Source organism: Streptomyces sp. NBC_00461, from assembly GCF_036013935.1.
Lineage (GTDB): Bacteria > Actinomycetota > Actinomycetes > Streptomycetales > Streptomycetaceae > Streptomyces.
In genome coordinates this window covers 9,688,724-9,710,496 of the sequence record NZ_CP107902.1, presented here as the reverse complement: position 1 = coordinate 9,710,496, position 21,773 = coordinate 9,688,724, and the positions used below count along the sequence as shown (strand labels likewise).

Here is a 21,773-nt window from a genome sequence, read left to right as displayed (position 1 = left end):
CGGCTCCTACTTCCGCATCACGACGGGCTCGTGCCGGCGCAGCAGCCGGGACACCCCGAAGCCGAAGACCGCGGAGAGCACCACCAGCATGGCGATGTTCAGCAGCCACACCCCGGCCGAGTGCCTGAACAGCGGATCGCCGGTCAGGTCGCCCGGCACGATCCGCGCCAGCCCGACCGTGCCTGCCATCGCGCCGAGCGCCCACCGCGAGGGCACCAGCCAGGACAGCTGCTCCAGACCGGGCACGCCGTTGAGCTTCAACAGGGCGCCGCAGAAGACGACTTGGACGATGGCCAGCAGCACCAGCAGCGGCATCGTCACCTCCTCCTTGCGCACCAGCGCGGACACCAGCAGGCCGAGCATCATCGCGGTGAACGCCAGCAGGGCGACCGCGACGGTGATTTCGACAAGGGGCGGCATCAACACGCCTTCGCCGCCGGGCGCGTTGAGGTCGACGCCGAGGAGGGCCACCAGGCTCAGCACCACGGCCTGCAGCACGGTGATCGTGCCCAGCACGACGACCTTCGACATCAGGTACGCCGATCTGGACAGGCCGACGGCCCGCTCGCGCTGGTAGATGGTGCGTTCCTTGACGAGTTCGCGCACGGCGTTCGCGGCGCCGGTGAGGACTCCGCCGACGCAGAGGATGAGCAACGCGTTCATGGCCGTCGACTGCGTCAGTTTGCTGCCGGCCAGGGCGCGGGCCATGGCGCCCATCACGAAGGGCAGGGCGATCATGATGGCGAGGAAGGTGCGGTCGGCGCCGAGCGCGCTGGCGTAGCGGCGCACCAGGGTGCCGAGTTGGGCGCCCCGGCTGCGCGGGCGGGGCGGTGCGGTGATGACGACCGGGCCCGAGCGGGACACGCGGGGCTGTGCCGTCGCCTCGCTGACGTAGTGGCGATGGAAGGGCGAGACGCGGAAGTCGCCCGCCCAGTCCCGGTCGTGGTCCCGTTCGAAGGACTCGAAGGCCTCCGGCCACTGCTCGAAGCCGAAGAACGCGAGGGCGTCCTCGGGCGGGCCGTAGTAGGCGATCCTGCCGCCGGGGGCGAGTACGAGGAGCCGGTCGCAGACGTCGAGGCTGAGCACGCTGTGGGTGACGACGATGACGGTCCGGCCGTCGTCGGCGAGGCCGCGCAGCATGTGCATCACCGAGCGGTCCATGCCCGGGTCCAGACCCGAGGTCGGCTCGTCGAGGAAGAGCAGCGACGGCTTGGTCAGCAGTTCCAGGGCCACGCTGACCCGCTTGCGCTGCCCGCCGGACAGGCTGTGCACGGGTTGGCCGGCGCGCTGTTCCAGGCCCAGTTCGCGGATGACCTCGTCGACCCGGGCTCGGCGCTCGGCCTTCGCTGTGTCCTGCGGGAAGCGCAGCTCGGCGGCGTAGGACAGGGCGCTGCGGACGGTCAGCTGGGCGTGCAGGATGTCGTCCTGCGGGACCAGGCCGATGCGCTGGCGCAGCTCGGCGTAGTCGCGGTAGAGGTCGCGGCCGTCGTAGAGGACGGTGCCGTGGTCGGCGGGCCGCTGGCCGGTCAGGGCGTTCAGGAGTGTGGACTTGCCGGCGCCGCTCGGGCCCACGACCGCCAGCAGGCACTTCTGCCCCACCGGGAAGGACACGTGGTCGAGGAGGGTCCTGCGGCCGCGGTCGACGGCCACCGTGAGGTCCTGGACGTCCAGGGAGACCTCGCCGGTGTCGACGTACTCCTGCAGCTGGTCGCCGACCAGGCAGAACGCCGAGTGGCCGATGCCGACGATGTCGCCGGGGCCGATCGGGGCGACGGTGACGGGCGAGCCGTTGAGGAACGTGCCGTTGTGGCTGCCCAGGTCGGCGATCTCGTACGCCCCCTCGGGCAGGGCGCGCAGTTCGGCGTGCCGGCGTGAGACGACCAGGTCGTCGATGACCAGGTCGTTCTCGGCGGCGCGGCCGATGCGGACGGTGCGGGCGGGCAGCGGCCGTACGCTGGTCGGCCGCCGGAAGGTGCCGGTCAGGCCCGGCATCGACACCGCGGAAGCCGCCGAGGGGCGCTCGGGGGCCGGCGTTGCAGCGCGGGTCAGGACGGCGCGCGGGCCGTCGGACGGGTTGCCGAAGTGGATCACGCTGCCGGGACCCACGCCCCACGCCCGGACGCGGCGGCCGTCGGTGAAGGTGCCGTTGGTACTGTTCTCGTCCTCCAGGGTCCAGTGATCGGCGTCGGGGCGCAGTACCGCGTGGTGCCACGAGACCCTCGCATCGTCGATGACGATGTCGCACAACGGGTCGCGTCCGACGCGGTAGTCGCGGCCCGGACTCATCACCGTGGAGCCCGCCTCGGTCTCCACGACGAGTTCGGGCGCGGACGGTGCGACCGGCCGCTCTGTCATGACCGGGATTCTACCGATTCGTCCACATGTGCGCCTGATGCGGCTGGCGCAGCCATCGGTCAGCCGACGGGCAGGAAGAGCCCCGGTGCGGTCCGCTGCATACGCAGGGCGTCGACGGACTCGGCGAGGAGTTCGTACTCGGTGGTGTCATCGTTGGTCACCACGCGCATCAGGCGTCCGGCCGCCAACTCGTAGGCGACTGACTCCTGCTGGTCATCACTGGTGCACCACGCGCGCAGTACGGCCGGCACGTCGGGCACGGTGTGGGCGACCGGCACGAGCGAACTCGCCGGGAAGTGCTCCGCCTCCGGCTGCGGATCGAGGCGATCGGCGATCCAGTTCGCGCGATCGCGCAGCCACCACAGGGCGAGGGCGAGGGTCGGGGCCCGGTACGTGCCTAAAGGCACCCCTATACGCTCGCCTCCGCAGGCGCCGTACGCTGTGACGTGGCATAAGAACTCGTCGTGCACGTTCTCTCCCCCGCTGCTCGTTCGCCTGTCGGCTGTCCTCACTTTCGATGCGGCTCATGTGCTGTGCGTGACGGCGCCTTTGCTCGCCGTGAAGTTCCACAGTGTTGAGTATGTTCACTACTGAAACACTGTCACCACAACTTTCCGGCCAGTCTCCTGGCATATTCAGCAGGGCAGTTGGCCGAATTCCGGCGAGTGCCGCCATTACCCGAGGGGTAATCGACGGTGCGCGGCGCTGCGGGCATGGTTGGCGTACCGGGTCGCCGGAGCGCGAATCCGGGACCTGACCAGCAATGACGACCTCGATGGAGGCTGATCGCCATGTCCGCGAACACCGACCGTTACGAAAGCGCCGTCGCCCGTTACTTCGAGGCTTGGAACGCGAGCGAGCCCGAGGAGCTGGCCAAGGCGGTGGCCGCCGCCTGGACTCCGGACGGCAGTTACACCGACCCGCTCGCCGACGTCGGCGGGCACGAGCAGATCGCCGCCCTGATCGTGGCGGCGCATGAGCAGTTCCCGGGGTTCGCCTTCCGGCAGACCGGCGCCGTGGACGGCCACCACGACACGGCGCGCTTCTCCTGGGAACTGGTCAGCGAGGCCGGCACAGGCGCCGCGCCCGTCGCCGGCTTCGATGTGATCACGCTGGAGGCGGACGGCCGGATCCGGTCCGTGCTCGGCTTTCTGGACCGGGTGCCCGCAGGGGCCTGAGTTCCGCGATGAGTTTCCGCGCTCGCGGTGGTCTCCAGAAGTGACCGGCCACCGCGAGCGAAGGAGCCATCATGACCACGACCGCCAAGCTGGACGAGGAGTTCACCGCCGTCCTGCGGAAGAGCTCGAACGAGGGCGGTTGGACCTACCTCGTCTGGCCGAGGAGCGTCGAGTTCTTCGGCACCCGGGGACTCGTCAAGGTCCGCGGCACGATCGACGGACACCCGTTCCGCAGCTCGTTCATGGCCCTGGGGGACGGCACGCACAAGCTGCCGGTGAAGGCCGACCTCCGCAAGACCATCGGGAAGGGCGAGGGCGACACGGTCACCGTGCATCTGGAGGAGCGGCTCAGCTCCTAGCGGCCGACCAGCTCCTAGCGGCCTCCGGATAGCGCCGGGGTGCGGCGCCGACAGCCGGCGGCCGGTCCCGGCGGCGTCCCGCCGTGGTACGAGGGCGTGCGGACGCCCTGCGCACTGCCCTCCCCGCCGCCCCGGAGGCGGCAGCCCGCCTCCGGGGCGTCAGCGGGCGCCCTACCGCGTGACGATCGCGTCGATGCGGGCCAGTTCGTCGGCGTCGAAATCCAGGTTGCGCGTGGCCGCGACGCTGTCCTCGATCTGCTGCGGGCTGCTCGCACCGACCAGTGCGGAGGTCACCCGGCCGCCGCGCAGCACCCAGGCCAGGGCCAGCTGGGCCAGGGTCTGGCCACGACCCTTGGCGATCTCGTCGAGTGCGCGCAGCTTGCCCACCAGGTCCTCGGTGACCGCGTCCGAGTTCAGGAAGGGGCTGTCGCTCGCCGCTCGCGAGTCCTCCGGGATGCCGTCGAGGTAGCGGGAGGAGAGCAGACCCTGCTCCAGCGGCGAGAAGACGATCGAGCCGACCTGCAGCTCGTCGAGGGCGTCCAGTAGGCCCCCGTCCTCGGGGCGGCGGTCCAGCATCGAGTAGCGCGGCTGGTGGATGAGCAGCGGGGTGCCCAGCTCGCCGAGGATGCGGGCGGCCTCTCGGGTCTGCTCCGCCGAGTAGTTGGAGATGCCGACGTAGAGCGCCTTGCCCTGCTGGACCGCCGAGTGCAGGGCACCCATCGTCTCCTCAAGGGGAGTCTCCGGGTCCGGCCGGTGCGAGTAGAAGATGTCGACGTAGTCCAGGCCCATCCGCTTCAGGCTCTGGTCCAGCGAGGACAGCAGGTACTTGCGGGAGCCCCACTCGCCGTACGGTCCGGGCCACATCAGGTAGCCGGCCTTCGTGGAGATCACCAGTTCGTCGCGGTAATCCGCGAAGTCCGCCTTCAGCGCCTCGCCGAGCGCGGACTCGGCGGCGCCGGGCGGCGGGCCGTAGTTGTTGGCCAGGTCGAAGTGGGTCACGCCGAGGTCGAAGGCGCGGCGCAGGATGGCCCGCTGGGTCTCGGCGGGGCGGTCGGGGCCGAAGTTGTGCCACAGGCCGAGCGAGATCGCGGGAAGCTTCAGGCCGCTGCGTCCGGTGCGCCGGTAGGGCAGGTCCGCGTAGCGGTCGGGGTGTGCGGTGTACAACGCGACTCCAGAGGGGTTGGCACACGAATGTCCGGTTCCTGGAACGTATGGGAAACCAGCACCCACTCTTTCGCGACCTGCGGGCAGTGGTCCAACAGGAGAATCCGATGGAACTCAGCGGATAGTCTTCTCAATCATGGAACTGCGCCACCTCCAGCACTTCGTCGCCGTCGCCGAGGACCAGCACTTCACCCGGGCGGCGGAACGGCTGATGGTGTCCCAGTCGGGCCTGTCGGCCTCGATCCGGGCGCTGGAGCGGGAGCTGCAAACCCCCCTGTTCGTGCGCACGACGCGCCGCGTGACCCTCACGGAGGCCGGGCGCGCGCTGCTGGGTGAGGCGGAGCGGATCCTGGCCCAGGTGCGGTCCGCCCACGAGGCGGTCGCGGCCGTACAGGGCGTGCTGCGCGGCACGCTCGCGCTGGGCACCGAGCAGTGCATCGCGGGAGTGCATGTGGCGGGGCTGCTCGCCGCCTTCCGGCGGTGCCACCCGGACGTGGAGATACGGCTGCGGCAGGCGGGCTCGGGCGCGCTGGCGGAGGAGGTCGCGGCCGGACGCCTTGACCTGGCCTTCGCCTACCGGACCCAGGCCGACACCGACCAGCTGCGCTCGGTGTCACTGACCGCCGAGCCGATGACCGTGCTGTGCCACCCGACCCACCGCCTGGCGACCGGCGGTGCGGCGGTTACGCCGGACGACCTCGGCGGCGAGGTGTTCGTGGACTTCCACCCGGACTGGGGGCCGCGCCGCACGACCGACGGGGCCTTCGCCGCGGCGGGCGTACGGCGCACCGTCGCGCTGGAGGTCAACGACGTGCACAGCCTGCTGGACCTGGTGGACGAGAACCTCGGCATCGCCGTCGTGCCCCGGCACTTCCGGCACAAGCGCGAGGCGCTGACCGCCCTGCAGGTGAAGGGCACGGGCGAGACGGTCTACGAGACCGTGGCACTGCTTCCGCCGCAGCAGGCGACCAGTCCGGCGGCCCGGGCGCTGATGGCACTTCTGGAACAGGGGACGCAGGACGGAGTGTGATGCGCGATGGTGGATGCATGCATGCCAAGGACATCCTCATCGACGCGTTCAACCGCATCCAGGAAGAAGTCCACGCCGCCGTCGAAGGCCTGGGCCCGGACGCCCTGAACGCCCGCCCCTCCGAAGACGCCAACTCCGTGGCCTGGCTGGTCTGGCACCTCACCCGCGTCCAGGACGACCACGTCGCCGGCGCCTTCGGGCTCGACCAGGTGTGGCTCACGCAGGACTGGGAGAAGCGCTTCGGGCTGGATCTGCCGCGCCGCGACACCGGTTACGGGCACAGCTCCGCTCAGGTCGCCAAGGTGCGGGTCGACTCCGGTGACCTGCTGACCGGCTATTACGACGCCGTCCACGAGCAGAGCCTCGGCGCTCTGCGCGCGGTGGCCGCCGGCGACCTGGAGCGCGTCGTCGACGAACGCTGGGATCCGCCGGTCACCCTGGGTGTGCGGCTGATCAGTGTCCTGTCCGACGATCTCCAGCACGTCGGACAGGCCGCCTATGTACGGGGGTTGATTCAGAGCGCCGCTTCGTAGCCCGGCAGGACGACGTCCTCGATGAGGGCCCTGCGCTCGTCGAACGGGATGAACGCGCTCTTCAGCGCGTTCACCGTCACCGTGCGCAGGTCCTCGACCGTCCAGTCCGCCTGCTCCACCAGCAGGGACATCTCGCGGGTCATCGTCGTGCCCGACACCAGACGGTTGTCGGTGTTGAGGGTGACGCGGAAGCCGAGGTCCTTCAGGGCCGTGATCGGGTGCTCGGCGATCGACGTCGCGGCGCCCGTCTGGAGGTTGGACGTCGGGCACATCTCCAGGGCGATCCGGCGGTCCCGAATCCAGCCCGCGAGCCGGCCGAGCTTGCCGGCCGCGAGGTCGGGGATGTCCTCGGTGATGCGCACGCCGTGGCCGATGCGCTGGGCGCCGCACACCTGGAGTGCCTGGTGGATGCTGGGCAGTCCGTGCGCCTCACCTGCGTGGATGGTGAACGGGACGTTCTCGCGGCGCAGGTGCTCGAAAGCGTCGAGGTGGTCGGCGGGCGGGAAGCCGTCCTCGGCGCCGGCGATGTCGAAGCCGATGACACCGGCGTCCCGGAAGGCGACGGCGAGATCGGCGGCCTCGCGCACACGGCCGAACATCCGCATGCCGCACAGCAGGGTGCCGACCCGGACCGGAGTGCCGGCCGCGGCCGCCTTCACCATGCCCGCCGCGAGCCCTTCCTGGACGGTCTCGACGACCTCGGGGAGGGTCAGCCCGCCGTTCGTGTTCAGCTCGGGGGCGTAGCGCACCTCGCCGTACACGACGCCGTCCGCGGCCAGGTCGAGCACGTACTCCTCGGCCGTGCGCAGCAGGCCCTCGCGGGTCTGCATGACGGCGAGCGTGTGCTCGAAGGTGGCTATGTAGCGCACCAGGTCGCCGGAGTTGGCGGCCTCGAAGTACCAGGCGGCGAGTTCGTCCGGGTCGGTGGTGGGCAGGGTGTGGCCGACCGCGTCCGCGAGCTCCACCACGGTGGCGGGGCGCAGGCCGCCGTCGAGGTGGTCGTGCAGGACGGCCTTGGGCAGCCGGCGGATGATGGCGGGATCTACGCGCGTAGCGGTCATGGTGCGTCTTTCCTGGCGGGGCGATCGGGGTGGTGGGGGGCGGCGGTCAGCCGGCGGGCTGGAGCAGGTCCCAGCGGTTGCCGTACATGTCCTGGAAGACGGCGACCGAGCCGTACGGCTCATGCCGAGGCTCCTCCAGGAAGGTCACGCCGGCGGCGAGCATGCGGGCGTGGTCGCGGGCGAAGTCGTCGGTGTGCAGGAAGAACCCGACGCGCCCACCGGTCTGGTCCCCGATCCGGCCGCGCTGCGCCTCGTCCTTGGCCCGGGCGAGCAGCAGGCCGGTGCCCTGCCCGTCGGCACCGGGCTCGACGACGACCCAGCGGGAGCCGTCCGGGCGGGGCGCGTCCTCGACGAGCCGGAATCCGAGGGCCTCGGTGTAGTGGCGGATCGCCTCGTCGTAGTCGCCGACGACGAGGGTGACCAGGGCGACGCGTCTCATCGGTGCCTTCCGCAAGGGGTGATTGACGGGAGAGGTTATACGTAAAACGCGCCTGACGCCAGTCACGTCCGGACCTAGGACCCGCGTACGAGCCCAGGCCGGACCCAGGACCGAGGCGCGGGCCGGCGTCGACCGGCTAGCGTCCCGGCCATGAAGATCGACACGCCCCCGCGCGACCCCCGAGAGCGCAGGCAGGACGTCCTGCGCCGACTGCAGAAGGAGATCGACATCTGGGTGGCCTCGGCGGACGCCGACGGGCTGCCGTGCCTGGTCCCGCTGTGGTTCGTGTGGCACGCCGAGTCCGTGTGGCTGGTGACCCGCACGACGAATCCGACCGGCCGCAATCTGCGGGACGGCCGCCGGGCCCGGCTGGCGTTCGGGGACACCCGGGACGTGGTGCTCATCGACGGGGATGTCGAGACCTGCACCCTGCGGGAGGTGCCGGGCGCGGCGGCCGAGGCGTTCCTCGCCAAGACGGGCTGGGATCCCCGGCAGGACAGCGCTTCGTACGCCTTCTTTCGCGTGCGGCCCTACGCGGTCCAGGCCTGGCACGAGCAACGCGAGCTGGCGAAGCGGCACCTGATGAGGGACGGCGCGTGGGTGGTCTGAGGCGGCCGCTCGCGTCGTGGCCGGCCTGAGGCGTCCGCGCTCGCCGTGAAGCGGCCGCCTTCGCCATGGCCGTGACCGTGACCCTCGCCGTGGGCGTGGCGTGGCAGTGGTCGGACATCTGTCAGCGGTTGGTGAGCACCATCCGGAAGCGGGCGCCGCCGGAGAGCATCCTGCGGTAGGCGGCGTCGGCCTGCTCCAGGGGCACGGTCTCGACCATCGGGCGGATGGCGTGCAGGGCGCTGAACGCCATGGTGTCCTGCACGTCCTGGGCGGTACCGGAGGGGTGACCACGGATGATTTTGCCGCTCATCAGCAGCTGGTTGGGGTTGATGCCCAGGGGTTGCGCATCGGCCCCGATGACGACCAGCTCGCCCCGGGGCGACAGCCCCTCGACGGTGGCCGTGATGGCGGCCGAGTTGCTGGCGGTGGCGAGGACGACCCTGGCGCCGCCGAGGGACCGCAGCGCCTCCGCGACGGGGATGTCCGCGGTGCTGTCGACGTAGTGGTGGGCGCCGAGCTGTTTGGCGAAGTCCGCCTTGTCGGCCCCGCGGGCGATCGCCACGGTCTCGAAGCCCATCGCCACCGCGTACTGCACGCCCAGGTGACCGAGTCCGCCGAGGCCCAGCACTCCGACCAGGTCACCGGGGAGCGCGGAACTGCGCCGCAGCCCGTTGAACACGGTGACGCCCGCGCATGCCATGGGTCCCGCGTCGGTCGCCGAGAGGGCGTCGGGGATGCGTGCCAGTGCGTCGACCGGCGCGATCATCGATTCGGCGAAACCGCCGTCGTAGGCCCATCCGGGCACCTTCAGGTTGTCGCAGACGATGAAGTCGCCCCGCCGGCACTGCCCGCAGTGGCCGCAGCTGCCGCCGAACCAGCCGACGGCCACCCGGTCGCCCACCTGCCAGCCCATGTCCCCGGCTCCGTCGCCGAGTTCCTCGATCCGCCCGGCGCTCTCGTGCCCGGGCACCACCGGGAAGCGGACCCCCGGCAGCAAGGCGTTCACGAAAACGGTGTCGCTGTGGCAGATCCCGCACGCCTCCACGGCGATCCGCACATGGCCGGGTCCCGGCCTCGGCACTTCACGTTCGACGATCTGGAAGGGCTCTCCTGCGGCGACGACCTGGGCGACTCGGTAGGTGCTCATCTACCTCTCCCGAAAGTGCGGAATGCTTCTGAACCAGCACACCAGCTGTGGAACTGTCGCGCGCGCCGAGCGGCTGGGCGAAGGCGTGGCCGCCCGGCCGTGGACCGGTCGGAGACCCGACGTACGGGCGGTGCGCACACGTATGGCTTCTACTACTCCTTGGAAGCCGGCGGAAGTTCTCGCACCGAGCGAGCGGGGCGACGACGCCACCGTCGGCATCGTCGCCGAGATCGCCCGGGCGGCGTGGCCGCCCGGTGGCGTCAGCCCGCCGCGTGGTGCAGGGCGTCGAGGCGTCGCAGTTCGTCGTCCGTCAGTCGCAGCGCGCCTGCCGCGACGTTCTCGGCAAGGTGGTCGGGGTTGCTCGTGCCGGGGATGGCGAGGACGTGCGGGCCCTGGTGGAGGGTCCAGGCGATCCGGACCTGGGTGGGGGTCGCGTCGTGGGCGCGGGCGACCGCGAGCACCTCTTCGTCGTGACTGTCGGCGGCGGCCTGCGGTCCCTGCTTGCCCGCGACAGCGTAGAACGGCACGAAGGCGATGCCCTGTTCGCCGCAGACACGCAGGAGTTCGTCCGTGGCGGGGTTGTGGGAGTCCAGGCCGAAGCGGTTCTCGACGGCCGACACCGGTGCGATCGCCTGCGCCTCGGCGAGGTGGTGGGGCTCGACGTCGGACAGGCCCAGGTGCCGGACCAGGCCCGCCTCACGCAGTTCGGCCAGGGCGCCGAAGTGCTCGGCGACGGACTCCTGGCGCATGCGGCGCAGATACACCAGGTCGAGGTGGTCCCGGCCGAGCTGACGCAGGTTCTCCTCGACGTGGCCGCGCAGTTGGTCGGGGCGGGCGGAGGTGCCCCACTCGCCGTAGTAGTCGCGGTAGGGGCCGACCTTGGCTGCGATGAGGAGGTCGTCCGGGTACGGGGCCAGGGCGCTGTTGATGATCTCGTTCGCCGAGCGCAGCTGCGAGAAGTAGAAGGCAGCCGTGTCGATGTGGTTGACGCCCAGTTCGATCGCCCTGCGCAGCACCGCGATCGAGCGTTCCCGGTTGGTCGGGGTGCCGAGGTGGAAGGCGGCGGTGCCCGTCAGCCGCATGGCCCCGAAGCCTATGCGGCTGACGGTGAGGTCGGCGATTTTCCAGGTGCCCGCGGCGTCCGCGGTGATCGTTTCGGAGGTCATCGGCGGAGTCTCGCACATGTGTCGGACCCGGCCGCGGCCATTTTACGGACGCCTGTACGTATCTACGGATACGTGTAGGTGCTCAGGGTGTTCACGGCGGCGGCCGGGTCGCCGAGGTCGTAGCGGTCCACGGCCAGGAAGTTGGGCTTCTTGCGCGCGGCCGGCTGGCAGAACCGCCGGGCCCGGTCGGTGAGTTTGGTGTTGTCGGTCGTCGCGGTGGCGGCGACGGCCGCGTCACGGAAGTGGTTCATGACGAAGAGCGGGCGGAAGCCGGACTCCGTGCGGGTCAGGGGGACGTTGGTGTCGGCGGCGTACCAGCGGCTGTAGCAGGACCAGTCGGATGAGCCGATACCCGAGCCCATCGACCAGTAGTTCTCCACGGTCCATTCGCGCTGGTACATCACGCCGAAGCTGTCACGGGTGAGGCCCGCCGACTCGTCGGCGGAGCGGCTGTGGTCGGTGAAGATCAGCAGCCGCTGGTTGGCGGCGATCAGGTCGGACAGCTTCGGCCAGCCGCTCTGCCGGACGCCGGTGCGGTCCGGTCGGTAGAGGACGTCGGACAGGCCGTTGACGCGGGCGAGTTCGGACCTGAGGACGCCGGGGTCGACGTAGTCCTCCAGGAACACGGTGACGAACTGGTCGGGGTGCGCCTTGAGGAAGTCGACCATGCGCTGGAGGTCGACCCACAGGGCGACCGGCCTGCTGACCAGGGTGCAGCTGTCGTGGCAGAGGATCGCGCCGTCCGGGGTCTGGTGGATGTCCAGCATGAAACCCCGGACGCCATCGGTGAGTTGGCGGTCGATGCCGCGTGCCTGGTTGGGGAAGAAGTTGACGAAGGGCGGGGCGAAACCGCCGTCGACCCCGTTGGCGTAGGCGTTGTGCGCGGTGAGGAACGTGACCTGGTCCAGGGTGCGTTGGTCCTGGGGCGGCATGGGGGCGGTCGTCGGGGTGACGGGGGTGAGGTACCAGGCGGCGAGGCCGCCGGCCGTGCCGATCGTCAGCTGGGCGGGGTAGTTGCCGCCGGAGAGCTTGGCGGCGACCGTGAGATACCGCTCGGCGCCCGGGGCCTTCAGTGTGTACTGGTCGGCGCCGGACGGAGTGATCTCCCAGGCTGCGTCGGCGCTGGCGCAGGCGAGGGTGCGGGCCTGGTCGCCCAAGCGGCCGAGGCAGCTGCCCGCGGTGTCGGTGCTTTCCAGGACGTACGAGGAACCGTTCGGCGTCAGTCTCCACTTCTGGTGGTCCTCGTCGCCCTTGGGTCTGTGTTGTTCGACGGCTCCCGCGTTGTCGGCGGCGTCGAGCCCGGTCGTGGCGCTCTGGAGGTAGTAGGCGCCCGGCGACGGGACCGCGGCGGTCGCGTGGGCCGGGGGTGCCACGACCGTGGCGGCGAGCGCCGCGGTCGTGGCGAGCAGGGCGTGGGGGGTGCGCATGGTGATGCCCTTCGTCCGAGTCAGGTCGGATGGTCAGGTGCATGACACCATGTCGCGCGGGCCCCCGTCAGCAGTAGAGGTTGGCGCCGGGAGTCACGCCGAGGATGCCGGTGATCCGCTGGTAGGCGTCGACGCGGCTTTGGACCTGGGCGGGGTTCTTGCCGTCGCATTCCAGGGAGCCGTTGATGGAGCGGATGGTCTGGCCGAAGCCGGCGCTGGTGACCATGGCGTTGTGCGGGGTCATGGTGCCGGGGCCGGACTGGGTGTTCCAGTACCACAGGCCGGTCTTCCAGGCCACGGACGCGTCGTTCTGGACCAGGTAGGGGTTGTTGAGCAGGTCGATGCCGAGGGCGTCGCCGGCGGCCTTGTAGTTGAAGTTCCAGGACAGCTGGATGGGGCCGCGTCCGTAGTAGGCGGCCTGGCCGGCCGGGCAGCCGTAGGGCTGGCTCGCGTCGCAGTAGTGGGGGTAGTTGGCGGTGTTCTGTTCGACGACGTAGACCAGGCCGCCGGTCTCGTGGCTGACGTTGGCCAGGAAGGCGGCCGCCTCCTGCTTCCTGACGGTGTCACTGCCGGTGGCGGCGAAGCCGGGGTAGGCACTGAGCGCGGCGGTCAGACCGCTGTAGGTGTAGAACGAATTCCGGCCCGGGAACATCTGGTTGAACTGCGACTCACTCACCACGAAGCCGGCGGCGGAAGCCGTGGGGGCCGGCTGGAGCGCCAGGACGGCGCCCCCGAGGGCGAGCGAGGACAGGACTGCGGCGATGCGGCGCCTCAACACGGATCAACTCCTTTACGGAGCACGGCCGCACCCGGCGAGGGGTACGGCCGTGGTGGGGGGTTGTGGAGGCACACTCAACCGCTTTGGTCTGTACCAGTCAAGGGTATAGACCAGTCAATCACTGTTCCCGGTCGCCAAGTTGCACCGAACGGAGCGCTGCGCGCCGGCAGCGGTACTTGAGCAGGCACCGGCGCCTCGACCGCGGTGCTCGTGCGGCACCGGCGCCCCGCATGCGAGCAGGCGCCCCAGGCCGCACGCTGGTCCCATGGCCAGCACACAGCCCATCGTGATCTACCCGCCTGCTGCGGACGGCGGCCGTCGCGTGCGTGTGGACGACCACTTCCTGGGGATGGCGTACGGACTGCTGGACATCGTCGAGTTCCTGCGCCTCGCGGGCCTGGAGGACGTCGACGACGAGTGGGTGCAGCAGTCCGGACTGATCGAGTGGCGCGGCGGCGGGCCGAAGGTTTGGACCGCCGAGTGACCTCGCCGCACACGACGCGGCACTGAGCGGCCGTGCTTCCGGCGCTGTTCGGCTCAGGCTCCCGTGTACGCCGCCGTGGTCCGGTCCGCCGACGCGCGTGCCGTCTTCTCGTCCTCCCCGCCGGAGACGTTGGCCGCGTACCAGGCCTCGCTGCTGGAGGTCATGAACTGTCGACCCTCGTCCGAGCCCATCCAGGCCATGAACGCCTTCGGGTCGAGGGCAGCGCCGCTCGCGAGGTGCAGGGACAGACCCCTGACCATCAGATCCCAGCCCACGCCGACCGCGCCCGGGCCGAACTCCGCCCACTTCGTGTCGTCGGCATGGGCGATGTGATCAAGCTCGAATCGCGTGCCGCCCTCCTCGGGTGCCAGACGGAGCTCGATCCAGCTCACCTCGCCGCCGTACTCCCATGTCGCGGCGAAGCTCGTCGGCGGGTCGCAGCGCTCGATCACGCCGCCGGCGTTGCCCTCCAGCTGGTAGCGGCCGCCCAGCCGCAGCTCCCCCGACACCGGCAGCAGCCAGCGGGGGATGCGCTCGGGATTCGTACAGGCGTCCCACACGTCGTCGAGCGGAGCGTCGTAGGACCGGGCGAGGGTCACCACACGAGCCTCTCCCGCCTTGAAGGTGCGCCTGCCGACCTGCCGGCGTACGGCGCTGATGTCATGGGTCACGTCATGAGGTGCTCCTCTGGGTGTCGTCGGTGCCGCGGAGCCGGCGCTCACGCCTGCCGCGGGCCGGCTCGGTGGCCAAGGCGTCCAGATGCGGGCTCCAGGAACCGTCGGCGTACCGGGCCTGCGAGCACATCGAAGGCGTGCATTCGCGAATCGCATCAGGCAGGACTTATACAAGCAGCAAGTGAATCCGGGGGCGGGCCGGAACACCGAGAACGCCCGGCCCTGTCCACGGCCGAGCGTTCTCCGCACCGGATGCAGCCCACCCCACCGGATGCGGCCCATCCGATTCACCCCACCGGACTCGACTCACCGGTTTCAGCTCAGCGGCTTCTCCAGCACCGCCTTGCGGTGGCTGAACGTCTCGATCGAGTAGTGGCCGTGGTAGCTGCCCATGCCGCTCTCCCCCACACCGCCGAACGGCAGGTCGGAGACGGTGAGATGGGCCAGCGGCAGGCCGTGTCCGAGGCCGCCGGAGGACGTCTCGGCAGCGATCCGGCCGCGCGTGTCCGCGGACTCGGAGAAGACGTACAGGGCGAGGGGCTTGTCGCGATCGTTGATGAAGTCGATCGCCTCGTCCAGGCCTGGCACGGTGACCACGGGCAGGATCGGGCCGAAGATCTCCTCCCGCATGACGGGCGCCTCGGGGTCGACGTCGGCCAGAACGGTCGGCGCGATGTACTTCGCCGTACGGTCACTGCCGCCGCCGACGACGACGCGGCCGGAGCCGAGCAGACCGGAGAGCCGGTCGAAGTGGCGCTCGTTGACGATGCGGCCGTACTCGCCGGAGGCCTGCGGGTCGGTGCCGTACAGGGCCTCGACGGCGCGGGTGAGTGCGGGCTCCAGGGCGGCGGCGGTGGCCGGGTCGGTGAGGACGTAGTCGGGGGCGACACAGGTCTGGCCGGCGTTGAGGAACTTGCCGCGGGCCAGCCGGTCCGCGACGACGTCGATGTCGGTGCCGCGGTCGACGAACACCGGGGACTTTCCGCCGAGTTCGAGGGTGACCGGGGTGAGGTGCTCGGCGGCGGCGCGCATGACGATGCGGCCGACGGTGCCGTTGCCCGTGTAGAAGATGTGGTCGAAGCGCTCGGCCAGCAGGGCCGTGGTCTCGGGGATACCGCCCTCGACCACGGCGACCGCGTCGGTGTCGAGGTAGGCGGGCAGCAGGCGGGCGATCGCGGCCGAGGTGGCGGGTGCCAGTTCGCTGGGCTTGGCGACCACGGCGTTGCCCGCGGCGAGCGCGCCGACGACCGGGGCGAGCAGGAGCTGGGCCGGGTAGTTCCAGGGGGCGATGACGAGGACGACGCCGAGGGGGTCGTACTGCGTCCAGGCGCTCGCATCCGCGCCGAGGTGGGCCGGGACCGGGGCGGCTTCGGGGCGCAGCCACTCGGCGAGGTGGTCGAGGGTGTGGTCGATCTCGCGGATCGTGAAGTCGATCTCGGTGCGGTGGGCCTCGGCGGCGCTCTTGCCGAGGTCGGCGTGGAGGGCGGCGGCGAGACCGGGGCCCTGCTCCGTGAGCATGTCGCGCAGGCGGCGCAGCTGGGCGGCGCGCCATTCGAGAGGCTTGGTGCGGCCGGTGCGGAAGGTGGCGCGCAGCCGGGCCACGACGTCGGCGGGCTGCTCGGGGGTGGAGTGGTTCACGATGCCTCACTGCTGGACGGTCAGATGTATATGCCAACCTTTCATACACCAAAATAAATTCCGACGCCCGCAGGACTACCTTCCGCAGCGCCTCGTCACGCGCTGCGAGCCCTCACCTGCGTACGAGTTCGTTCCGCCGCCGTTCCAGAAAGGCCCGCTCCGCCGCGCTCTGCGTGTTCGCGATGGCCGCTTCGTACGCCTGGGCCGCCTCGGTGCCGCGGCCCAGGCGGCGAAGCAGGTCGGCGCGTACGGCGTGGAAGACGTGGTAGCCGTCGAGGTCCAGTGCGTCGACGAGGTCGAGGGCCTGCCGGGGCCCTTCGGCCTCGGCCACGGCGACCGCCCGGTTCAGTGCCACGACCGGACTGGGGGCGAGAGCCATGAGCTGGTCGTACAACCGCAGGATCTGGCCCCAGTCGGTGGTGTCGGCGGTCGGCGCGTCGCTGTGGACGGCCTGGACAGCAGCCTGGATCTGGTAGAACCCCGGCTGGTTGCGGCGCAGACAGCGGCGGACCAGCGAGTGGCCCTCGGCGATCAGCCCGGAATCCCAGCGGGCGCGGTCCTGTTCCGGCAGCGGTACCAGTTCGCCGTGGTCGTCCAGGCGGGCGGGGCGACGCGAGTCGACGAGGAGCATCAGGGCGAGCAGGCCGGTGGCCTCGGGCTCGTCCGGCATCAGCTCGGACAGCAGACGGCCGAGGCGTACGGCCTCGGCGCACAGGTCGGGGTTGCCGGCGTAGCCCTCGTTGAAGATCAGGTAGACGACGGCCAGGACGCCCTTCAGCCGGTCCGGGAGGTCGGCGTCGCGGGGCACCCGGTACGGGATCCGGGCGTCGCGGATCTTCGCCTTCGCGCGAACCAGGCGCTGCGCCATGGTCGGCTCGGGTACCAGGAAGGCGCGGGCGATCTGGGGTGTGGTGAGGCCGCCGAGCAGGCGCAGGGTCAGGGCGACCTGCGCCTGGGGGGCGAGCGCGGGGTGGCAGCAGGTGAAGATCAGGCGGAGCCGGTCGTCGCGCACGGGGCCCTCCTCGGCCGGTGCGTCGGGGGTGTGCAGCAGGGCGGCCTCGGTGTGGCGGGCCTCGCGGGAGGACTCGCGGCGCAGCCGGTCGATGGCCCGGTTGCGTGCGGTGGTGATGATCCAGCCGGCCGGGCTCGGCGGCACTCCGGTCTCCGGCCAGCGCTGCACGGCCGTGGTGAAGGCGTCCTGCACCGCTTCCTCGGCGAGGTCGATGTCGCCGAGGAAGCGGACGAGGACGGCGACGGCGCGGCCGTACTCCGCACGGAACACGGCCTCGACGTCGAGAGGGTGAGGCATCAGTCCTCGGCCTGGTGCATGAACGGGCGGACCTCGATGGGCAGGGTGGTCGCCCAGGTCGCCTTCCTGCCCCATTCCAGGGCCGCGTCCAGGTCGGGGGCCTTGATCAGGCAGATGCCGCCCAGATACTCCTTGCCCTCGGCGTACGGGCCGTCGGTGATGAGGACGTCGCTGTCCTTGGGCCGCAGCACGGTGGCCGTCTCGGGGCCGTGCAGCCCGCCGGCGAACACCCAGGCGCCGGCCTCGCGCAGTTCCGCGTGGAAGTTGTCGAGGTTGCGGACGATCTCCGCCATGGCCTCCGGCCCGGGCGGCGTTCCCTCGGTCGGCGTGATCACGCTGAGCAGGTAGTACTGCATGACGTTCTCCTTGGCGTCGTGTCGTTCTCTCACCTCTTACACGAACGGCGCACCCCCGGATCGACACCGCGCACGACGAGATCGGGAGAATTTCTCTCATGACCGCCGCATCGCACCCGCTCGTCTCCACCGCCCGGTCCCTCGCGGACGACCTCCTCGCCCCGAACGCGGCGCGGATCGACCAGGAGGGCGTGCCCGCGAGCCACATCGAGGCCGTCCGGCGGTCGGGGCTGCTGGGGGTGAGTGCGCCTGAGGAGTACGGCGGGGCGGGCGCCCCCGACGCGGTGGCCCGGGAGGTCCAGGAGATCCTGGCCGGGGCATGCTGCTCGACCTGGTTCGTGCAGACCCAGCACCACACCCCGGTGCGATTGCTCGCGAAGTCCGAACTCCCCGTACGGGAGCGGCTGTTGGCCCCGCTGGCGTCCGGCGAACTGCTGGCCGGCATCGCCTACGCCCATGTCCGCGCCTTCCCCCGCGTCCCCGTGCGGGCCACGGCGGAACGGGACGGCTGGCGGTTCGACGGCACAGTGCCCTGGTTCACGGGCTGGGGCCTCAACGACATGATGCTGCTCGCGGGCGTGACCGACTCCGACGAGACCGTGTTCGCGTTCGCCGACGCCCGCGAACAGCCGGGACTGCGGGCCTCGGAGCCGATGCGGCTGGCGGCACTCACGGCCGCGCAAACGGTCTCGCTGGAACTGGACGGCCTGAGGCTGCCCGACGAGTCCGTGGTACTGCGCACCCCGCACGACCGCTGGTCCGCGACGGACCGGCTCAAGACACTGAACGCCGGCCCGGCGGTCTTCGGCGTCGCACGGGCGGCCCTGTCCCTCCTGGACGAGGAGACGGCGGCTCCTCTACGCGCACGTCTGGCCGAGGTGCGCCGGCAGGCCTACGTCCTGGCCGACGGCGCGCCACCACACGAGCACATCGCCGAACGCCTCGCGCTCAGGACGCGGGCGTACGAGCTGATGCAGGCGGCCACCACGGCCGCGGTGGTGAGCGGCGGTGGCCGATCGATGCTGCTGACGCACAGAGCCCAACGCCTGGCACGGGAGGGGCTGTTCCTGCTGGTCCAGGGGCAGACGCAGGAATCGAGGGCGGCCCACCTCGACTCGCTGACCAGGTGAGGCAGGCCGGCCACCCTTCACCGCGGGCGCGGCCCGGCGGGTTGCTCCACAGGTGCCTCCGGGCCCTGACTCCTGTCGGTCTGCTCACCCCCGCCGTCCCCGGTGGCCTCCATGACGGCGGCGTTCTCCGGGTCGACCACCGAGTCGGTGGGTTTGCCCACCTCCGACAGCGTCATCTGTGCGCGGTCGTCGACCAGGCGCGTCACCAGGTGCTGCGCGGCGCCGAAGACGGCGGCCCAGGCGAGGACCTGCGCTCGGCTGTCCAGGTCGCTGAGTCCGGGGACGAAGGCGCCCCTGATCAACAGCACCCCGAGGAAGGCGGACAGGGCGCCGGTGGGGAACTTCAGCACCGCCGAGGCCAGGGGAAGCATGTAGGGCGCGCTGGTGCCCCTGATATGGCGCAGTGAGGCGATGACGGTGAAGGCCGCGCCGGCCAGCCCGGCCACCTCGACCGTGAGGATGTCCTTCGGTTCGGCGAGACTGCTGGGAACGGTGTCTGCCGGCATACGGTGGAAGTCTCTGCTCGGGCAGACGATGTCGATGCCTTCCCCGCTGCCGGGGCCGAGCTTGGGCGCGAAGCACAGACTGAGCGACTTGGGGTAGAACCAGCCGTACACGGCGAGGCCCGCGACCCCGAGAAGGACGACGAACGTGGCGGTCCAGAGGATGTTGCGCAGGCTCCGGACCCGGGCCAGTTCGGCGTCGAGGGTGGTGTACGCGCTGTCCAGCGCCCGGACCATCAGTTCCCGGTCGGTCGGCGCCATCTCGCCCGAGACGATGGGACGGATGCGCTGGGCGAGTCTGACGCGCTGTGGGTCGTCCTTACCGAGATGGCGCTTGACCAGCGCCATGACCTCGCTGGCGCGGCCCGCGGCCTCCCGGTCGGACACCAACTGGAGCAGCAGCACGTCGGCGCTGCGCAGGTTCGACCAGACGCCTTCCTGGGCGGTCGACCCCGACCACAACCGCCGCCATCCGAACGTCTCGTCCGCCGCCGCGTGAGCTTTGTCGAGGTGGCTTTCCATTCCCTGGAGCAGGGCCTTGCGGTCGGCGGAGGGCGGTTTGGCCTCCTGGCGTTTCAGCTGCACCTCAAGATAAGCGAGTCGGGTTTTGGCCCGGGCCCGCCAAGGCGACCGCGGCGGCCGTGGATGCAGCCCGGACTCGAGCCGTCGGCGCGTACGGGCCCGGGGGCTTCCCCGGGCCGCCACGGAAGTGGCCATGGCGGGCTCTCCTGACGCTCTGGCAGGCTAGCGAGTCAGGGCGGGTACATGGAGTCGCTCCCACGACTGCCGCCCCGGCATTCCGTCGGCGTCGCCGCCGCCGAATCCGAGTTTGCGCTGCCAATTGGCGTAGGATTCCCGGTCCTTCGCGCTCCACTGGAAGTCGGGCTCGTCGTCGGGATACGCCGAGCAGCCCTCCTCGATGAGGCGCCAGCCCATGACCTCGATGATCGGGCTACTCACGGACGGCTGGAAGAAGTCCCTGCCCGGGAACGGCTCGTCCTCGCTGACCGGCTGGCCACTCGGCGCCGTCACACGGACCCGCTCGCCCACATGAATGACGTTCGGATTCTTGATCTGGGGGTTCCACTTCTCGATCTGGGCCAGGCTCACATGGACCTTGGCCGCGATTTTGGAGAGTGTGTCACCCTCCCGTACCACATAGAACTCCGGTGTGCTGTTCATACCTCCATGCTAATGACGGAACGACAAGAGTTCGACACGAGAAAAAATCCCGGAGAACCGTTGAATCACGACCAGTTGAATATTCATTCAGCTGGCGAAAGGCACCTGGGCCGTGGGGGCGGCCGCCGTTCGGAACGGATGCCGCCACAACCCCTCCCCGTCAAGTCGCGGCAGCACTCCCTCCCCGAACCAGTACGCCTCCTCCAGGTGCGGATATCCGGACAGCACGAACTCCTCGATTCCCAGGGCCGCGTACTCCTTGATGCGCTCGGCGACCTCGTCGTGGCTGCCGACCAGGGCGGTGCCGGCGCCGCCGCGCACCAGGCCGATGCCGGCCCACAGGTTGGGGTGGATCTCCAGGCCGTCGCGGTTGCCGCCGCCGCCGTGCAGGGCGAGCATCCGCTGCTGTCCCTCGGACTCGCTGCGGGCGAGCCCCGCCTGGACGGACCGCACGGTCTGCGGGTCGAACCCGTCGAGGAGCCGGTTCGCCTCCGCCCACGCCTGCTCGGAGGTGTCGCGGGTGATGACGTGCAGCCGGATGCCGAAGCGCACGGTGCGCCCCTCCTTGGCCGCGAGGCCCCGGATCCAGGCGATCTTCTCGGCGACCTGCGCGGGCGGCTCGCCCCAGGTGAGGTAGACGTCGACGTACTTGGCGGCGACCTCCCCGGCGATGGGCGAGGATCCGCCGAAGTACACCTCGGGAACCGGGTCGGGCACCCGGGCCAGCTTGGCGTCCTCGACCTGGAGGTGCTCGCCGTGCACATCGACGGTCTTGCCCTCCCACAACGCCCTGACGATCTGCAGGAATTCGCCGGTACGACGGTAACGGGCGTCCTTGTCGAGGAAGTCGCCGTACGCCCGCTGCTCGTGGCTCTCGCCGCCGGTGACGACGTTGAGGAGGAGTCGTCCGCCGGACTGGCGCTGGAAGGTGGACGCCATCTGGGCGGCGAGCGTCGGCGAGACGAAACCGGGGCGGAAGGCGACCAGGAACTTCAGGCGTTCGGTGTTCTGGCTGACCATGGCGGTGGTCAGCCATGCGTCCTCGCACCAGGCGCCGGTCGGGGTGAGCGCGCCGACGAAGCCCAGGTCCTCGGCGGCACGGGCGATCTGGCTGAGGTAGGCCACCGTCGGCGGCCGGTCCCGTCCGGAGACGGTGGCGGGGGTGCCGTGGCCGCCGCCGACCACATGGCGGCTGTCGCCGTTGGTGGGGAGGAACCAGTGGAAGGTGAGGGACACGTGGGTCTCCGATCA

General features: G+C 70.7%; 23 protein-coding genes. 7 read left to right on the top strand and 16 right to left on the bottom strand.

What is annotated here, in order from left to right:
- Positions 1-6 precede the first annotated feature (6 nt).
- Positions 7-2,355, bottom strand: coding sequence for an ABC transporter ATP-binding protein/permease (locus tag OG870_RS44895; RefSeq protein WP_266530936.1), 2,349 nt, complete (start codon positions 2,353-2,355; stop codon positions 7-9).
- A 59-nt stretch (positions 2,356-2,414) separates the two neighbouring features.
- Positions 2,415-2,825: a hypothetical protein gene (locus OG870_RS44890; RefSeq protein WP_266587703.1), complete on the bottom strand. Its 411-nt coding sequence runs from the start codon at positions 2,823-2,825 to the stop codon at positions 2,415-2,417.
- Between the two features lie 321 nt (positions 2,826-3,146).
- On the opposite strand from OG870_RS44890, the gene OG870_RS44885 reads away from it, so the two are divergent.
- Positions 3,147-3,533: a nuclear transport factor 2 family protein gene (locus tag OG870_RS44885; RefSeq protein WP_266587701.1), complete on the top strand. Its 387-nt coding sequence runs from the start codon at positions 3,147-3,149 to the stop codon at positions 3,531-3,533.
- Between the two features lie 71 nt (positions 3,534-3,604).
- Positions 3,605-3,892 (top strand): DUF1905 domain-containing protein, encoded by a 288-nt coding sequence (locus tag OG870_RS44880; RefSeq protein WP_266530930.1) that lies wholly within the window; start codon positions 3,605-3,607, stop codon positions 3,890-3,892.
- A 171-nt stretch (positions 3,893-4,063) separates the two neighbouring features.
- Here OG870_RS44880 and mgrA read toward each other — a convergent pair whose 3' ends face one another.
- Positions 4,064-5,056, bottom strand: coding sequence for an L-glyceraldehyde 3-phosphate reductase (gene mgrA, locus OG870_RS44875; protein ID WP_266841950.1), 993 nt, complete (start codon positions 5,054-5,056; stop codon positions 4,064-4,066).
- A 136-nt stretch (positions 5,057-5,192) separates the two neighbouring features.
- Between mgrA and OG870_RS44870 the strand changes: the two genes are divergently transcribed.
- Together OG870_RS44870 and OG870_RS44865 are read left to right on the top strand one after the other, a co-directional pair.
- Positions 5,193-6,086 (top strand): LysR substrate-binding domain-containing protein, encoded by an 894-nt coding sequence (locus OG870_RS44870; RefSeq protein ID WP_266530926.1) that lies wholly within the window; start codon positions 5,193-5,195, stop codon positions 6,084-6,086.
- Positions 6,087-6,103: 17 nt separating this feature from the next.
- On the top strand, positions 6,104-6,619 hold the full coding sequence (locus OG870_RS44865) for a mycothiol transferase (RefSeq protein ID WP_266587698.1): 516 nt from the start codon (positions 6,104-6,106) through the stop codon (positions 6,617-6,619).
- On the opposite strand, the gene OG870_RS44860 is transcribed toward OG870_RS44865, so the two are convergent.
- Positions 6,601-7,680, bottom strand: a complete 1,080-nt coding sequence (locus OG870_RS44860) for an adenosine deaminase (protein ID WP_266530923.1) — start codon at positions 7,678-7,680, stop codon at positions 6,601-6,603. The genes OG870_RS44865 and OG870_RS44860 overlap by 19 nt on opposite strands.
- 46 nt (positions 7,681-7,726) lie before the next feature.
- The gene (locus tag OG870_RS44855) at positions 7,727-8,119 is read right to left on the bottom strand and encodes a VOC family protein (RefSeq protein WP_266530922.1); all 393 of its coding nucleotides are present in this window, start codon (positions 8,117-8,119) and stop codon (positions 7,727-7,729) included.
- 150 nt (positions 8,120-8,269) lie between these two features.
- Here OG870_RS44855 and OG870_RS44850 point away from each other — a divergent pair, with 150 nt between their 5' ends.
- On the top strand, positions 8,270-8,728 hold the full coding sequence (locus OG870_RS44850) for a pyridoxamine 5'-phosphate oxidase family protein (protein ID WP_266587696.1): 459 nt from the start codon (positions 8,270-8,272) through the stop codon (positions 8,726-8,728).
- Between the two features lie 121 nt (positions 8,729-8,849).
- On the opposite strand, the gene OG870_RS44845 is transcribed toward OG870_RS44850, so the two are convergent.
- The 4 genes from OG870_RS44845 to OG870_RS44830 form a co-directional block, all read right to left on the bottom strand.
- On the bottom strand, positions 8,850-9,875 hold the full coding sequence (locus tag OG870_RS44845; protein WP_266587694.1) for an alcohol dehydrogenase: 1,026 nt from the start codon (positions 9,873-9,875) through the stop codon (positions 8,850-8,852).
- A gap of 260 nt (positions 9,876-10,135) precedes the next feature.
- Positions 10,136-11,041, bottom strand: coding sequence for an aldo/keto reductase (locus OG870_RS44840; protein WP_266587692.1), 906 nt, complete (start codon positions 11,039-11,041; stop codon positions 10,136-10,138).
- A 62-nt stretch (positions 11,042-11,103) separates the two neighbouring features.
- Positions 11,104-12,468: a phospholipase gene (locus OG870_RS44835; protein WP_266587690.1), complete on the bottom strand. Its 1,365-nt coding sequence runs from the start codon at positions 12,466-12,468 to the stop codon at positions 11,104-11,106.
- A 67-nt stretch (positions 12,469-12,535) separates the two neighbouring features.
- The gene (locus OG870_RS44830) at positions 12,536-13,246 is read right to left on the bottom strand and encodes a chitinase (RefSeq protein WP_405623197.1); all 711 of its coding nucleotides are present in this window, start codon (positions 13,244-13,246) and stop codon (positions 12,536-12,538) included.
- Between the two features lie 265 nt (positions 13,247-13,511).
- Between OG870_RS44830 and OG870_RS44825 the strand changes: the two genes are divergently transcribed.
- Positions 13,512-13,730 carry a hypothetical protein gene (locus OG870_RS44825; RefSeq protein ID WP_266530912.1) on the top strand — a complete coding sequence of 73 codons (219 nt, stop codon included), beginning with the start codon at positions 13,512-13,514 and terminating at the stop codon, positions 13,728-13,730.
- Positions 13,731-13,783: 53 nt separating this feature from the next.
- Here the strand turns inward: OG870_RS44825 and OG870_RS44820 are convergent, their stop codons facing one another.
- The 4 genes from OG870_RS44820 to OG870_RS44805 all read right to left on the bottom strand — a co-directional run bounded on the left by OG870_RS44820 (position 13,784) and on the right by OG870_RS44805 (position 17,707).
- Complete coding sequence (locus tag OG870_RS44820) at positions 13,784-14,401, bottom strand: SRPBCC family protein (protein ID WP_327692153.1); 618 nt, start codon at positions 14,399-14,401, stop codon at positions 13,784-13,786.
- Between the two features lie 318 nt (positions 14,402-14,719).
- Positions 14,720-16,042 carry an aldehyde dehydrogenase family protein gene (locus OG870_RS44815; protein ID WP_266587686.1) on the bottom strand — a complete coding sequence of 441 codons (1,323 nt, stop codon included), beginning with the start codon at positions 16,040-16,042 and terminating at the stop codon, positions 14,720-14,722.
- A 112-nt stretch (positions 16,043-16,154) separates the two neighbouring features.
- Positions 16,155-17,351: an RNA polymerase sigma factor gene (locus OG870_RS44810; RefSeq protein ID WP_266587684.1), complete on the bottom strand. Its 1,197-nt coding sequence runs from the start codon at positions 17,349-17,351 to the stop codon at positions 16,155-16,157.
- Complete coding sequence (locus OG870_RS44805) at positions 17,351-17,707, bottom strand: YciI family protein (protein WP_266588626.1); 357 nt, start codon at positions 17,705-17,707, stop codon at positions 17,351-17,353. Before OG870_RS44805 ends, OG870_RS44810 begins: the two co-directional genes overlap by 1 nt.
- 98 nt (positions 17,708-17,805) lie before the next feature.
- Between OG870_RS44805 and OG870_RS44800 the strand changes: the two genes are divergently transcribed.
- Entirely contained in the window at positions 17,806-18,837 is a 1,032-nt protein-coding gene (locus tag OG870_RS44800) for an acyl-CoA dehydrogenase family protein (RefSeq protein WP_266587682.1), read from the top strand.
- Positions 18,838-18,854: 17 nt separating this feature from the next.
- Here the strand turns inward: OG870_RS44800 and OG870_RS44795 are convergent, their stop codons facing one another.
- The 3 genes from OG870_RS44795 to OG870_RS44785 form a co-directional block, all read right to left on the bottom strand.
- Entirely contained in the window at positions 18,855-19,925 is a 1,071-nt protein-coding gene (locus OG870_RS44795) for a hypothetical protein (protein WP_266587680.1), read from the bottom strand.
- 159 nt (positions 19,926-20,084) lie between these two features.
- Positions 20,085-20,522: a peptidoglycan-binding protein gene (locus tag OG870_RS44790; protein WP_266587678.1), complete on the bottom strand. Its 438-nt coding sequence runs from the start codon at positions 20,520-20,522 to the stop codon at positions 20,085-20,087.
- An 87-nt stretch (positions 20,523-20,609) separates the two neighbouring features.
- The gene (locus tag OG870_RS44785; RefSeq protein ID WP_266587676.1) at positions 20,610-21,758 is read right to left on the bottom strand and encodes an LLM class flavin-dependent oxidoreductase; all 1,149 of its coding nucleotides are present in this window, start codon (positions 21,756-21,758) and stop codon (positions 20,610-20,612) included.
- Between the last annotated feature and the right edge of the window lie 15 nt (positions 21,759-21,773).